This window comes from Bradyrhizobium sp. CSA112, assembly GCF_029051645.1.
In the GTDB taxonomy this organism is placed as follows: Bacteria; Pseudomonadota; Alphaproteobacteria; order Rhizobiales; family Xanthobacteraceae; genus Bradyrhizobium.
The window spans coordinates 21,709-36,047 of record NZ_JAACFS010000038.1; the positions used below are offsets into that span (position 1 = coordinate 21,709).

13 protein-coding genes are annotated in these 14,339 nt (G+C 59.1%); 11 read left to right on the top strand and 2 right to left on the bottom strand.

The features are described 5' to 3' along the window. Positions 1-13: 13 nt before the first annotated feature. On the bottom strand, positions 14-469 hold the full coding sequence (locus GWE18_RS35295; RefSeq protein ID WP_275190273.1) for a transposase: 456 nt from the start codon (positions 467-469) through the stop codon (positions 14-16). A gap of 531 nt (positions 470-1,000) precedes the next feature. Here GWE18_RS35295 and GWE18_RS35300 point away from each other — a divergent pair. From GWE18_RS35300 to GWE18_RS35350, 11 genes are read left to right on the top strand one after another with little or no spacing between them, the layout of a single operon-like run. Next, complete coding sequence (locus GWE18_RS35300) at positions 1,001-1,702, top strand: sugar transferase (RefSeq protein ID WP_275190274.1); 702 nt, start codon at positions 1,001-1,003, stop codon at positions 1,700-1,702. Next, the gene (locus GWE18_RS35305; RefSeq protein ID WP_275190275.1) at positions 1,702-2,871 is read left to right on the top strand and encodes a glycosyltransferase; all 1,170 of its coding nucleotides are present in this window, start codon (positions 1,702-1,704) and stop codon (positions 2,869-2,871) included. Before GWE18_RS35300 ends, GWE18_RS35305 begins: the two co-directional genes overlap by 1 nt. A 36-nt stretch (positions 2,872-2,907) precedes the next feature. Then, a complete protein-coding gene (locus GWE18_RS35310) occupies positions 2,908-4,152 on the top strand; it encodes a polysaccharide pyruvyl transferase family protein (protein WP_275190276.1) in 1,245 nt (414 codons plus the stop codon). Next, entirely contained in the window at positions 4,149-5,582 is a 1,434-nt protein-coding gene (locus tag GWE18_RS35315) for a hypothetical protein (protein ID WP_275190277.1), read from the top strand. Before GWE18_RS35310 ends, GWE18_RS35315 begins: the two co-directional genes overlap by 4 nt. Further along, positions 5,579-7,372, top strand: coding sequence for a Wzz/FepE/Etk N-terminal domain-containing protein (locus GWE18_RS35320; RefSeq protein ID WP_275190278.1), 1,794 nt, complete (start codon positions 5,579-5,581; stop codon positions 7,370-7,372). Before GWE18_RS35315 ends, GWE18_RS35320 begins: the two co-directional genes overlap by 4 nt. Before the next feature lie 29 nt (positions 7,373-7,401). Then, the gene (locus tag GWE18_RS35325; RefSeq protein ID WP_275190279.1) at positions 7,402-8,079 is read left to right on the top strand and encodes a methyltransferase domain-containing protein; all 678 of its coding nucleotides are present in this window, start codon (positions 7,402-7,404) and stop codon (positions 8,077-8,079) included. Next, positions 8,076-9,002 carry a glycosyltransferase gene (locus GWE18_RS35330; protein WP_275190280.1) on the top strand — a complete coding sequence of 309 codons (927 nt, stop codon included), beginning with the start codon at positions 8,076-8,078 and terminating at the stop codon, positions 9,000-9,002. The genes GWE18_RS35325 and GWE18_RS35330 overlap by 4 nt, the downstream gene beginning before the upstream one ends. Positions 9,003-9,014: 12 nt before the next feature. Further along, a complete protein-coding gene (locus tag GWE18_RS35335) occupies positions 9,015-10,304 on the top strand; it encodes a glycosyltransferase family 4 protein (protein WP_275190281.1) in 1,290 nt (429 codons plus the stop codon). Next, positions 10,301-11,548, top strand: coding sequence for an acyltransferase (locus GWE18_RS35340; RefSeq protein WP_275190282.1), 1,248 nt, complete (start codon positions 10,301-10,303; stop codon positions 11,546-11,548). The genes GWE18_RS35335 and GWE18_RS35340 overlap by 4 nt, the downstream gene beginning before the upstream one ends. Positions 11,549-11,550: 2 nt before the next feature. After that, a complete protein-coding gene (locus GWE18_RS35345; protein ID WP_275190283.1) occupies positions 11,551-12,444 on the top strand; it encodes a hypothetical protein in 894 nt (297 codons plus the stop codon). Continuing rightward, a complete protein-coding gene (locus tag GWE18_RS35350; protein ID WP_275190284.1) occupies positions 12,441-13,505 on the top strand; it encodes a glycosyltransferase in 1,065 nt (354 codons plus the stop codon). The genes GWE18_RS35345 and GWE18_RS35350 overlap by 4 nt, the downstream gene beginning before the upstream one ends. Before the next feature lie 5 nt (positions 13,506-13,510). On the opposite strand, the gene GWE18_RS35355 is transcribed toward GWE18_RS35350, so the two are convergent. Then, a complete protein-coding gene (locus tag GWE18_RS35355; protein ID WP_275190285.1) occupies positions 13,511-14,299 on the bottom strand; it encodes a glycoside hydrolase family 16 protein in 789 nt (262 codons plus the stop codon). Between the last annotated feature and the right edge of the window lie 40 nt (positions 14,300-14,339).

The window sequence follows — 14,339 nt, forward strand, 5'->3', positions numbered from 1 at the left end:
TCGCTCCGTGCGATTAAGCAAGTTTGGACGCATCGGCCGATGAATGACGGGCTGGAGGTTGCGAAGCAGCCTGAGTTTCGTCTGCTGCCGATCGCAATTCACACGCCGCGGCGGATCGCTTGATCTCTTCGATCATGAGCGCAGCGGTCTTGAATGAGACGTTAATGGTCTGGCTCAGGTGATACGGCTTGATCGTTTCCCTACCACAGCCTGTAAGGAAGAACGCCTGCAGCCACTTGTGTAGCGGCACATGACTACACTCAAAAATTGTTCCCGACCGGACGGAAAACAATCGTCGGCAACGGTAGCATTTGCGTGTACCCGGCACGGTGCTGAGTCCACGCAACAAGCCGGTCCGGCGAGTTTCCCCGCAGTGTGGGCACACAACGCCATCCGGCCAAACATGCGCTTCAACCAAACTAAGCGCGGCGCCTTCATCCTTGAAGCAGAGCAGTAGGTCGGTACGCATATGGGGCCTCATGCAATTGCTTGGTGAAACGCCCCAACCCCATCAGATCTTACTGGTTAGACTTATGCGAAAAACGTACCAAGTAATTATGACGAGTGCGAGATGAAGCAATGCCCAACGTCTAAGCACTCGTGCAGCTCTGTGAACGAGAATCCGTGTTGTTATTAGTTCTCAGCAGATTTCTTCTCGCGTGGAGCTTTCACAACCTGGGGTGAAACGTCAGCGCGTGGGGTGCGGAACCAAGCTTCAAAGTTATGATCGTCGGCTCGTCGTCACGGGAACTTGCTCATTGAGCACTCAAGCTGCACAAGTCTCGGTCATGCGTGGGTTAGAATAATCAAGTTGCAGCGCACCAATACTTCAGCATTAATTAGTGCAACGCAAATTGAGCATTAGTTTAAGCACAAGGCACTGATCGAAGCTCCTTCCGGGCAGTGCCACGAAATAGCGAGACCTAAGTTTAGGCGCGCCGCGCAGCGATTCGCGGAACGAGAACTGCTGGTTTGCATGTTCATTGGAGCGTGTGTTCAGATGCAGCTTTTTCCATTGCCAAAGAGTGCGACGACCGACGTCAAACTACTCATCGACAAGAATATAACGCAGAAAACGCCAAACTATCCGGTTGGTGGTTTCCCAAAACGGATACTGGACATAGTGATTTCATCAACCGCTCTCTTGGTCTTCGCTCCGCTCTTTGTCTTCATTGCCTTGCTGTTGAAAATAGCCGATCGCGGCCCCGTGTTTTTCCAGCAAACGCGCGTCGGTTTTCGTTCGTCGAGGTTTGCTTGTCTCAAATTCAGAACGATGGTGATAGACGGCAACGCTGTTCTTGCGCAGCATCTTCGCGAGTTCCCCGATGCCGCAACCGAGTGGGCTGAAACACGCAAGCTCAAGCGTGATCCGCGAGTGACCGAACTTGGACTGGTGCTGCGTCAACTCAGCCTGGACGAGCTACCGCAGCTCTGGAACGTCCTCCGCGGCGACATGAGCATCGTGGGTCCGAGACCGATCGTTTTCGACGAGATCAAGATGTACGGACCAAGCGCCGGGCATTACCTCTTGGCCCGGCCGGGTCTGACCGGCGCGTGGCAGGTCAGCGGTCGAAATGATGTCTCCTACGAACGCCGTGTTTCGTTGGATCGCGACTACATCGAAAACTGGTCGTTCTGGAAAGACCTCAAGATCATTGTGAAAACCATTCCCGTCGTGATCGCAGCCAAAGGTACGTATTGATGCGCGTTGCGATCGTACACTATTGGCTCGTCGGCATGCGGGGAGGCGAGAAGGTCCTCGAGGCCTTGTGTGAACTCTATCCCTCCGCCGACATCTTCACGCATGTAGTCGCGCCTGAAGCGCTCTCCGCGACGATTGCAAGACACAGGATTTTCACATCTTTCATCGCGAGGCTGCCGCGCGCAAGATCCTGGTACAAGAAGTACCTGCCGCTCATGCCACTTGCGCTGGAGCAACTCGATCTTCGCGACTACGATCTCGTCATCAGCAGCGAATCGGGCCCCGCGAAGGGTATCATCCCCGCTGCGCATGCGGTGCACGTCTGCTATTGCCACTCTCCGATGCGGTACATCTGGAACATGTACCATGACTACAGGTCGACGTCGGGCATCGTGACGCGGATGGCAATGACGCTGTTCTCCCACTATCTGCGGAATTGGGATCAAGGGTCATCTAAGCGTGTCGATCTATTTGTTGCGAACTCGCAAACCGTTGCGTTCCGAATCCGAAGATACTTTCGTCGCGAAGCCGACGTTGTGTTCCCGCCGGTTGACGTGGGCGCCTTCGAACAGGTGTCAGCCTCGGAAATCGAAGACTACTATCTTATGGTCGGGGAGTTGGTTGCCTACAAGCGTGCCGACCTCGTCGTCGACGCCTTCAATGTGTCCGGCAGAAAGCTTGTTGTCATCGGCGGTGGAGAGATGTTCGATGCGCTCAAGCGTCGGGCTCGTCCGAATGTGGTTATGCTGGGGCCGCAGCCATTCGCCGTTTTGCGCCATCACTACGCGCGTTGCCGTGCGCTCATCTTTCCCGGCGAAGAGGATTTCGGCATCGTCCCTGTCGAAGCGATGGCCAGCGGTCGACCGGTCATTGCGTTCGGCCGCGGCGGCGCCACCGAAACGGTCGTTGATGGCATAACCGGCGTTTTCTTCGAAAGCCAGACCGCCGAGGCGCTTGAGGGGGCGATCGCGCGCGCCGAAGCAATCGACTTCGTCACCGGCGATATTGTGCAACACGCGGCAGGCTTCAGCCGAGAGCGCTTCAAGCGTGAGATAAAGGCCGCGGTCGAACGGGCGCTGCGCGAAGATGCCGCCGCAGTCGGTCACCGAAATCAGATTCCGTCTCGCGCGCCGCGCGTTATTTATACGAGCCGGTCGTTGCAGGGGTGAATCAGTAGCCGTTCCAGTTCTGATTGGTGGAATATTATGAGGGTCGTCACCTTCAACGTTAAGTTTAGTCCGAATCTCGGCGATGGCGTGATCGCGGAGTGCCTCGAAGCTGAACTTGCGCGGCGGCTGACTTGCATCAACATCAATGCCCTTGATCTTGCCGGTCGCACGGATCGCGACCGCCGGGCAAAAGCAGGTGGTCGTGTTCTTGCGTTGAAGGCATTACAGGCGATGCCGTCAATCCTGCGGGATGTACTGGTCGAGGTTGTCCTTCGGTTCCGCTTGAAGAGGAAATGCCGACCGATCTGGCGAAATGCGTTGCGCGATGCTGATCTCGCGATCGTAGGTGGCGGCCAACTGATCCAGGACGGGGATCTCAATTTTCCAGTCAAGCTGTCGATTGTTGCGTCAGAATGCCGGCGGAACAATGTGCCCATCGCTTTGTTCGGCGTCGGCGTCGCCGAGGGGCATTCAAGCCGTGGCGCAGCATTGATGTCGTCGCTGCTGCACGCGGACCAGTTGGTGTTCGCTGGCGTGCGAGACACCGAGTCTGCGAGGCGGTTGCGTCGCCGCGGCGTCAAGGGCGTTATCGTGACGCCGGATCCCGGCCTGCTGGCTTCCCAGGTGTGGCCGCTACCCGATCGGCCGCACCGCGAACGACCTGTTGTTGGCGTCGGCATAACGCACCCCGTCGTATTGCAACATCACGGTCAGGGACAATCCGACGGTCCGACAATTGTGGAGCTCTATCGAAGTCTCGTGCGCGAGTTGCTGGCCTCGGGATATGATGTGACCTGCTTCTCAAACGGCGCCCGAGAGGATCAGGCGTGCCTGGACAACGTTGTCGGTTCGATCGACGCCGCGGGCGACCGGTTGACGCGCGCGGCGGATTGCAAGACCCCGCAGGAACTCGCACAGTTGGTCGGCAGCTTCGATGCCGTCATCGCGCACCGCTTGCACGCGTGTATCCTCGCTTACTCCTACGGCGTCGTTCACGTCGGGTTGAATTGGGATCCGAAGCTCGCAGCCTTCTTCGCGAATGTCGGCCGCAGCCGGTATCTCGTAGATTTCAACTCAGAGACCGTGCGCACGTTACCGGTCCTGCTGAACAGTGCTCGGGCGGAGCCAATCTGCGACGTTCAACATGAGCGCGTGCTGGCATTAACCAATGCGTCGATCGATCGGCTGGCGCTGCTCCTGAAACGTAAAGCAAGGCCGAGACTCCTCGAGCATGGCGAATCCGTCTTGCACACGATGCGGCTCAGCAAGGTAAGTTCATGACTATCGAGGTCATCGGTGCCTTGGCTGTTCTGGCGGGTTTCTGGGGGCTGTGGCGGGGTCCGGTTGCGGCATTCTGGGTGCTGGCCCTTTCCACCTTGTTGGGAGCCGCCGCCGCTTTCAAGCTTCCGGCACTGGGTGACGCAAGCGTCCCTCCGGCTTTGGTCTTAACTGGCTTTTTTGCACTTTCCGTCGTTCTGCGGACACGCATGCGTGTGGCGGCAATCGAAAGCCTGACCACGCCAGGTCCCGGCTTTTGGATACTGTTCTTCTCGGTCTACGCCGTTGTTTCGGCCTATTTCATGCCAAGGTTGTTCCAGGGGCTGACATATGCCTATTCGCTTGCACGCAACGATGCTGGCATCGGAATTGTCAGCCTTCCGCTGAGACCGCGTGCAAGCAATGCGACGCAGGCAGCATATCTCGTCGCCAACCTTGTCTGCTTCATGGGCGTCTGGGCGCTTATGGTCCGCGGTGAAGCGAAGGCAATTACCAACGCGCTGCTTGCGAGTGCGGCAGCGCTGCTCTTCTTTGCCGTCGCCGACGTGGTCACGCACTACACCGGGACAGCTTTTCTGCTCTCCTGGCTGCGCAACGCGAACTACCGGATGCTTGAAGCCGGTGAAATCGGCGGCCTCAAGCGTATCGTCGGAACATTCACTGAAGCAGGTGCCTATAGCTACGCGGCGCTCGGCCTCTACGCGTTTTCGCTAAGTCTTTGGCTGGACGGATTTAGTACCCGTCTTACCGGGGCGCTCTCGCTTCTTCTTGCGATATCGCTGCTGCTGTCCACCTCCACGACAGCCTACGGATCATTCGCGATATTCACCGTGCTCATGCTGTTCGGTGCACTTCTGAAGCTTGGTAGGTGTCAGGCCACGAAGAGGGATTGCGGCTATCTTGCCATCGTCTCATTGATCCCGGTTCTACTTCTGGCCGTTGTCATGTTCATGCCGTCGGTATGGTCCGCATTGACAGACCTGTTCGACGCAACTGTCTCGAACAAACTCGCGAGCCAGTCCGGAATCGAACGTATGCGCTGGAACCACCATGCCCTGCAGAGTTTCCAGGACACCTCGGGGTTCGGTGCCGGGCTTGGTAGCGTTCGGTCATCGAGTTTTGTGGTTGCGCTGCTCGCCAATCTCGGCGTGCTCGGTCTCATCTTGTTCGTTGTGACGCTGGCGTCGGCATTTTCGACAAGCAGGCTGGTCTCGTTTGAGGATGTCGTGGCACGAGCAGGGTTTCGTGCGTGCATAGCGCTCACAGGCGCGGCCTGCATTTCTGCAGCCGGCGTCGACCTTGGATTGGTGTTTGCCATCTTCTTTGCGCTTGCAGCCAGCAGGTGGAAATTGCGCGCACGTGTTGCACCGGAGCAGGCGGAAAGCAGCGCCTTGGTCGGTGCACATCACTTCAAGTTGCAGGGGGCGCAATGACGCAATCATTCTTTTCGCCAACAAAAGCCGTACGGGATTCGCGCGACAGTCGCGAAGAGGTGTTTGGTGTATGGGATATCGCTGCGTTTCTCATACAGAATCTCAGGACGATCCTTGTTTTCACGGTGGCGACCGTCTCTGCTGCCGTGATCTACCTCCTGACGGCCCAGCCGATATTCGTCGCCTCGACCAGTCTCATCATCGACACTACCCGCGGCGCGGAACTGTTCAACACGGTCGCAATGCCTTCCGCGATGACGTCGGACCAGTCCCGCGTCGAGAGCCAGATGGAGGTGATAAAGTCGGATCGCGTCGCCAATTCGGTGATTGGCCGGCTGAAGCTGGAGCAACGGCCAGAGTTCGCATCGCCGCCTTCGGTCGGCGAAAGAATTCTGGCGTGGGTAACTCCGACCTCGCGGGCCTCGGCGGCGGGCGAGGCAGAGCAGGCAGACCCCCCGAACCTGCGCGAGGCTGCATCGCGTTTCGCTGACAAATTGTCGATTAGGCGGATTGGCCAGTCTCTTGTCATAGAGATCGCATTCTCCTCCACCGATCCAAACTCGGCCGCGGAGATTGCCAACGCGACCGCCCAGTCCTTCATCCGCGAGATTGTTGAAGCCAAATCCAGGCTGGCAAAAGAGCAGGGCGAGTGGCTTTCCGAGCGGCTGGAGACCCTGCGGCAGCAGGCGTTCGAGGCGGCACGCAAAGTCAACAGCTTCCGGTCTGTTGGTGACTCTCTGGCCAGCCAGGATGCTCGTGCAAAGCTCGAGGAGCTGGAGAGCATCGCGAGCAGCTACCGCAAGATATACGACGGCTTTCAGCATCAGTATAACGAAACGCTACAGCGCATCAGCTATCCAGAGGCGGACGTGCGGATCATTTCCCGGGCGTCAGCGCCGTTGGGAAAGAGCAGTCCTCGCACGTCGCTGGTTCTTGCATTCGCCATCGTTCTCGGAGGCCTGAGCGGGACGGCTTTTGCAGCGGCGCGCGCCTCCAGCGATCGCGCTGTTCGCTCGCCGGCGCAGTTGAGTGCGGATGTCGGCGTGAAGCCGCTCGGTGCAATCAGCGATCTCTCGGAGGCGAGCGTCTGGCGGGATTGGAGGCGGCCGTGGCGCAGCAGGAACGCTGCGACACGAGGCGTTGCGGACATCCTGGGCGGTATTGCGGGAGGTCGCCTGTCGGTTTCGACAAGCACCGATCTCCGAAGAATAAGAATGGCAGTCGCGGCGCTGACAGCAAATCCAGGAGTTATGTGCATCGGAGTGATCGCATGCTCCGACGGAGACGGGTCAACGACCGTTGCCGCGTGTCTGGCGAATGATTACGCGAAGAGCGGCGCTCGGACGCTACTTGTCGATGGGTGTGCGGATAGCCGGACGTTGAGCCAGGAACTTGCCGGAACGGCGGTTGAAGCGCAACCGAACGGGCGGCCTGAGTCCGAAGCTGTGATCGAGCTTGGTGTCTTGACGCTAGCGTTATTGCCGTCCGCTAACAACGACATGCAGCAGAGCGAAACCCATCGGCGCCTGATCGAGCGGATGACGGAGGTGTTGCAGGAATCACGACAAAAGTTCGAACGGATCATCGTCGACCTCCCGGCATTGCTCTCATCGGATCAATGGAAGCCGCTCATTCCGCACATCGATCAGGTGATCGTTGTAACGGCTTACGGGAAGACCACGATCGACGAGGCAAAAGACGGCCTGGTCGAGTTGCACCTGGCAGGCGGGCGGGTGCTTGGCGCCGTTCTCAACCGCGTGCCGGCAATTGTCCGGAAGACCTGGTCATGACGACGGCCGGGCATACGGGAGGACGTGCATTGACCAGCAACACTATTTCGGCACCGTCGGCATCTACGGTGCTTTCGGCCATTCGAAATCGTCCCCGGCTCAAGGCGGCGATGAAGAAATGTCTGACGTCGATCGGCTACGATACGACGGACTGGGTGCGTGTGGCGATGTACCGCCACGCCTTCGAGTTCATCGAACAGCTTACGCCGGAACAACTGCGCGTGATGGAGATCTCGGCCGGTTCGCAATGGCGCAGCAGGTTTGCCTTTAAGTCGTTCACGGGGACAAGCTATCCGACGTTCGATATCTGCAAGGATGTACTGACCGAGCAGTTCGACCTCGTCATCGCCGACCAGATCTTTGAGCATTTGAAGTGGCCGGCACGAGCTGCGCGCAACGTCTACGCAATGGTGCGGCCGGGCGGTTACTTCATCATTGCGACGCCGTTTTTGGTTCGCTATCACCCGTCGCCGATCGATTGCAATCGTTGGACGGCCGAGGGACTTTCCTACTTCCTGCAAGAGGCCGGATTTCCCGAGGCCGGCATTCAAACCTTTGCGTGGGGCAACCGGGCGTGCCTCAAGGCGAACCTGTCGGCGTGGCGCAAGCGCGGCTTCTTCGGATCGCTACGTAATGAGCCCGACTATCCCGTCATGGTCTGGGCGTTCGCGCGGAAGCCGTTCGAGCCGGTGAGGGCGCCCGAATGAACGGTGCTCCCCTCGGATTGTCTGAAAAGCAAGTGCAAAACGCGCCGCTCAGGATTGCGGTAGGTATCGCGACATCGGGTCGTCCGCTCATTCTTAGACGTGTGCTCGAATGCTTACGTAAGCAGACGCGCGTCGCCGACGCGATCGTCGTCTCAGCGCCGTCGATGGCCGATGTCTCAGGCGTCGATACCGGCCAACCGGAGCTTCGCTGCATCACGGGCGATCGGGGGCTGACGGTACAGCGGAATGCGATCCTCAGGGCGGCTTCGGATTTCAACGTGGTCATCTTCCTTGACGACGATTTCGTGCCCTGTTCCCGTTACCTCGAAGTTGTCGAACAGATCTTCCAGGACGCACCCGACGTCGTTGTCGGTACGGGCCGCGTCGTCGCCGACGGTATTCTTGGTCCCGGGCTGGACGTCGACGATGCGCTGAAGGTGCTCCGTGAGGATGGCTCGGCCGATGCATCGACACGAGATATTGTGGACGTTTACAACGCATATGGCTGCAACATGGCCATTCGTCTCGACGCCGTGCGAGCAGGCGGGTTGACCTTTGACGAGACCCTTCCGCTTTATGGTTGGCTGGAAGATGTCGACTTCAGCCGTCGCATGGCGGTGTATGGCCGGATCGTGAAGATCAGCGCTGCGCGCGGCGTCCATCTCGGCGCGAAATCCGGCCGTCAATCGGGTCGCCGCCTCGGCTACTCGCAAGTCGCCAATCCGCTCTATCTGGTTCGCAAGGGCACGTGTTCACGCCGCAAGGCGCTGAAGCTTATGAGTCGTAATCTCGCAGCTAATATCGCGAAGACGTTTCGCCCCGAGCCCTACATCGATCGCGCCGGTCGGCTGATGGGCAACATTCGGGCTTTGCTCGATCTGATGGGCGGACGCCTGTCGCCGGAACGCGTACTGAATTTGTAGAGTGTGTCATCGATGCTGCAAGCAATTGACAATTGTCGTCCGCCATTAGGGGAGCTGCGAGAACGACCTGTGCCGGAACGGGTCGTCATCATCAACGACTTATCCGAGCAGCGGGGTGGTGCCACGAACGTCGCTTTAGAGTCTGCTGCATTGCTGGATGGTGCCGGAATTCCTGTCACCTACTTCACCGGCGACCGAGGGGCGCACTCCGATCTGCGGCTTCGCAATGCGGATGTTGTCGCGGTCGGCGGCGAACATATTCTTCGAATGCCGCGGCCGCGGGCGATGCTCCACGGTCTCTATAACGCCTCGGCGGGGCAAAGGCTCGCCGACTGGATTGCCGCCTACGACACGCCCGGCACAGTTTACCACCTCCATGGTTGGTCAAAAATACTGTCGCCCTCCGTTTTCTATGCACTGCGTCCGGTCGCGAGGCGCCTCATCGTCAGTGCGCATGACTTCTTCCTGGTCTGTCCAAACGGCGGGTATTTCGACTTCCGCAAAGAAAGTCCCTGCAATCTACGCCCGATGAGTACGTCGTGCGTGCTCCGCTCGTGCGACCGGCGCAACTATGCCCATAAACTGTGGCGATCGGCACGTCAGGAAATTCGTCGCGCTGCATTTGATTTCGGATCGATCGGCGCCAAAGTCCTCGCAGTGCACGAAGGCATGTTGCCGCATCTGGAGCGTGGGGGAATTCCACGGACCCGACTCGCGACGCTACGCAACCCCGTCACGCCCTGGCACGCTCGGCGCATCGAAGCCGAACAGAACAAGGTATTTCTGTTTGTCGGCAGACTCGAAGAAGACAAGGGTGTCGATCTCTTCCTGGCCGCAGCCCGCGATGCGAAGGTGCCGGTGCGCGTGATCGGTGGTGGTCCACTCGAAGAAAGGCTGCAAGACATCTATCCAGAGGTGGAATGCATCGGATGGAAGAACGCGAGTGAAATCCCTGCGTTTGTCCGCGATGCCCGCGCGCTGGTTATGCCGAGCCGCTACCGTGAGCCTTTTGGCCTGGTGGCGTTCGAAGCGCTCGCCAGCGGCTTGCCCGTTGTCGTTTCCGGTTTTGCGATGATCGCCGACGAGCTGTCGGAGGTCGGAGCGGGCGTGTCCTGCAACCCTTACGACCGCGCTGCGTTCAGCGAGCTCCTGTCGAGTCTGGCATCCAACGACGATCTCGTCGCTTCGATGAGCGATGTGGCTCATGGTAACGCCGCGCGCTTCTCGCTGACCCCCGCTGAATGGTCGCGAAGGCTCTTATCGCACTATAGCGATGCCTTGCAGGAGGCAGCAGCGCGATGAAGAAGCTTTCCGCGATCCAGATACTGCGTGCAATTGCAGCACTGCTTGTCGTGTTAGCTCATGCGATCGTGCGGCAGGCGGAATGGGCGCCGACCGATCAGTTGACGAAAGATATTGCGAATCATATGGGCGCCCTGGGCGTCTGGATCTTCTTCATCATCAGCGGCTTCATCATGTCGTACACGAACTACGACAACTTTGGTGTGTCCGGCGCTCCCGGGCGGTTCATGGCCAGTCGCATAATCCGGATCGTTCCGATCTATTGGCTGGCGACTGCGGTTGAAATTGCGCTGCGCCTTCGTCACGGATCCGGTCTTGACGTTCATAAGCTGATTTGCTCGCTGTTCTTCATTCCTGTCGCGGTCGAACCGGGCACCACGGCGGCAATGCGGCCGACCCTCGGTGTCGGCTGGACCTTGAACTATGAGATGATGTTCTACGCATGCTTTGCCTCGGTGCTCTTCTTGTCGCGCAAGAAGGGGCTGGCTGTGCTGCTTCTTGCGATGACTGGAGTTGTTTGGGTCGGAACGTTCTTCAAGCCGATCGCCGATACGCGCGACCCCACAAGCCTGATTGCGTTCTATTCTGCTCCTATCATTTTACTGTTCGGCGTCGGCGTCTTGATCGGAGCGGTCGCTCGTCTCTTCGAAGGCGTGCATGCCCATGGCAGCAGCGCGGTCCTGTTGAGCGTGCTGGCCGCGATACTGGTTGTTGATATCTCTCTATTTGCAACGTTCGTCGGGAGTTATCCGGCCGCCATCGAGTGGCTCGTTACATTCTGGATCATCAGTGCAGTCTGTGTGGTTCTTTGTGCGATGGTACGAATGGACGACACGGGATGGTTTATCCAAAGGCTCGTGCGATTGGGGGATGCGTCGTACAGCCTCTATCTCTTTCATTTTCTCACGATTATTGCGGTCGAAAAGCTGTGGTGGTGGAGCTTCGGCGGAAATGGGTCCTGGATCTTTGTTTCCGTTGCCGCCGCGGCTGCGATTCTGGCATCGACTGCAATTCATCGTTTCGTGGAGCAGCCTGTCTGCAATCGGCTGCGGCAACTGATTGCGTTGGTCGAAGCGCGTCGGTCATTCCGACGCGGCGGTATCCCAGACCCGACGCGGAGAGGGGCCGTCGAGACGACAGCCGGTGCCTGGAAAGGCGTCGGACCGCAGTTCGGGCCGTCGCATCTAACGGCGTCTCGCCGCACGAACGTTCGCCAAAACATCGCAGCCAGAAGGATCCGCTAGTCATGCAGCACGCAACCTGGAATGCCATCGAATCCTATCCCGCCGCGATGAGGGTCTATCGTACTTACCGAAAGCTTCTTCCGCCATCCGTACGCACATTGGTGCGCTGGCTTGCGATGCCGCGCTGGAATGTCGCCGCGGCACTGGTCCGATATCGCGCGGCGAACACGGTGCTCTCGGGCCCGTTCGAGGGAATGCATCTGAGCCTTACGCCGGTCTCAAGCCGGAATTTGCTTGGCTATCTTCTCGGCACGCAGGAAATCGAGCTGCATGACGTCGTGCGCCGGGTGATTGCACGCAGCTATCCGCGCATCATCAATATCGGCGCAGCCGACGGGTACTACGCGATCGGCTTTCTGCGGCAAATGACGCAGACAAAGGTGGTCGCCTTCGAAGGGGCGCACGAACATCACGCCGGCTTGGTGCAGGCAGCGGAGTTGAACGGCGTGACCTCGCGGTTCGAACTCAGGAGTTTTTGTCGTCCGGAGGATCTCAGGAGCGAACTCGCCGAACTCGACGGTCCGGTGCTGGTTCTTGCCGATATCGAGGGCGGGGAAGTGGACATGCTCGATCCCGTCAAGGTGGTGGGTCTGTCGGACGTCGACATTCTCGTGGAAACGCATGACGCGTTCGTGCCCAACTGCACCGCAAAGTTGATGGGGCGCTTCATGAGAACGCACATCATTGAGCAGATCGTGGCGCGGCCGCGTTCGCTTGCGGATTTCCCGTCGGCAATCATCCCGGAGCTTTCGAGGCTCATGCCCCATACTGCCGTCGAGTTGATGGACGAGCGGCGAACCGGAACCCAGAAATGGCTTTATCTCACGGCCAAGCGGCAACCGGATGTCAAGGCCGCTAGAGCGGCAACAATGGCATCGAACAGAGGCAGCTCGTGAACATTCTGCTTGCCAGCGGCACGTCGTATCTTCCCTACGTCGTGGGTGGTCTGGAAATCAATACGCATGAACTTGCGCTCGAACTGAACCGCCGTGGGGTCAGAACGTCGGTGTTGTCGCGATTGCCGTTGCGGCGGGTGGACGGCGCCTTGCGCGCCGCCGTCAACTTCCTCCGCGGCACTGACGTTTCAGTGGACCGGCAGCTTGGCTACGATGTCTACCTGGCGCGCAGGCCTTGGGACAGACTCGATGGACTGCCGCGGCCTCGCCTCGTCGTGGTGCAGAATGGCAACATGATCGAGATTGCCAAGGCTTTCCTTCGTCGCGGCGTGCCACCGATTGCCTATCTGCACGGGCTTGAATTCGACATCGGCCGCCGACGCTGGACGGGATCGACCGCCGGTTTGCCGTTTCGCGCCTATATTGCCAACTCCGAATTCACCGCCGCGCGGTTCCGCGATCGGTTCGGCATCGAGGCTTGCGTCATTCCGCCGGTGTTTCGAGCCGAGCGATATTGCATGGTGGGTGATCGCCGCTTCGTCACTTTCATCAATCCGGTTGCCGAGAAGGGCGTCGAGGTCGCCCTCGCAATTGCCGGACAATGTCCGGAAATTCCATTTCGCTTCGTAAAAGCATGGCCGCTGGGAATCCGGCAGGCCGCGAAACTGAACTCGCGCGTTCGCAGGCTGTGCAACGTCGAAATGGTCGAGCGCAGCAACGACATGTCTCCGATCTACGCCTCGACGCGCGTCCTGCTAGCGCCAAGCCAATGGGAGGCGGAGACCTGGGGCCGCGTCGTTTCAGAAGCGCAGTTCAGCGGCATTCCGGTCCTGGCAAGCGATCGGGGGGCATTGCCTGAAACGGTCGGCGCTGGCGGTGCCATCATCCGTTACAATGCGCCGGCCGAACGGTGGGCCGCTGAGCTAAAACGGATGTGGACCGACGACGCCTATTATCAGCGGCTGCAACAGGCGGCGCTGCGGCATTCGCGCCGTGCTGCGCTCGATTTGAATCGGCAGATTGACACGTTTCTGTCCGTCGCAGCGAGGATAGCTCCATGACCGCGTCAACGCTTCTGCCAGGCCCGGACATAGTCGACGTACATGTAGGACGGATTCGGCGTCTCCTCGATCGGCCATCCCGCACCAAGTCCCAGATCGATCAGCATGTACATCGGTTGACGGTGCTCAGCAGGCGTCGGCACGCTCGCGACCTCGCGCCGATCGAAATAAAAGCGCGTCCATTCGCTGTCGGTCTTGACGCCGTAGGTGTGGAAGCCTTCGTAGAGGGAGTTGGGCGGCACATTGACGCGCTGATGGATCGTGCGGGATTTCTTGGGTTCCTTGCGATCCCACACATGGATCGAAGCGGTGTATCGCGCCGGCATGTGCCCGTAGTGCTCGACCACGTCGACCTCACAGGTGTGAGTCGAGCGATCGAGTCCGATCAACCAGAACGCCGACCAGAGACCCTTGCCCGCTGGAAATTTGGCGCGCATCTCGAAGTATCCGAATTGCTGGGCAAAGCCGACCCCGGACCGGTCGACGGATGCCAGAAGTCCGCTGCGCCATTTCCCATCCGCGCCCTTCGCGGCTTCGATGCGAAGGTGGCCGTCCTGCGTGGTGAATGGAAAACCCGGCTTCGGATCGACGAAAGTCGCGTTGCCAAAGTCTCCGTTCCACGGCGTGTGGGCGATCCAGCGCGTTCCCGGTCCCCACGCAGATACGGCGAGCGAGTCGAAGTCCTCGGTGAAGGTTTGCGTGAAATCCGAAAGGTTGAGTTCGTCGCCGGTCTCTGCGCGTACGAAATTCGGGAATCCAATCAGAAGGAGAAGCAGGAAAAATCGTATGTGCATGTCACCGGCTCGCGCTGTTACGAAGGAAGCCTAGGGTCCG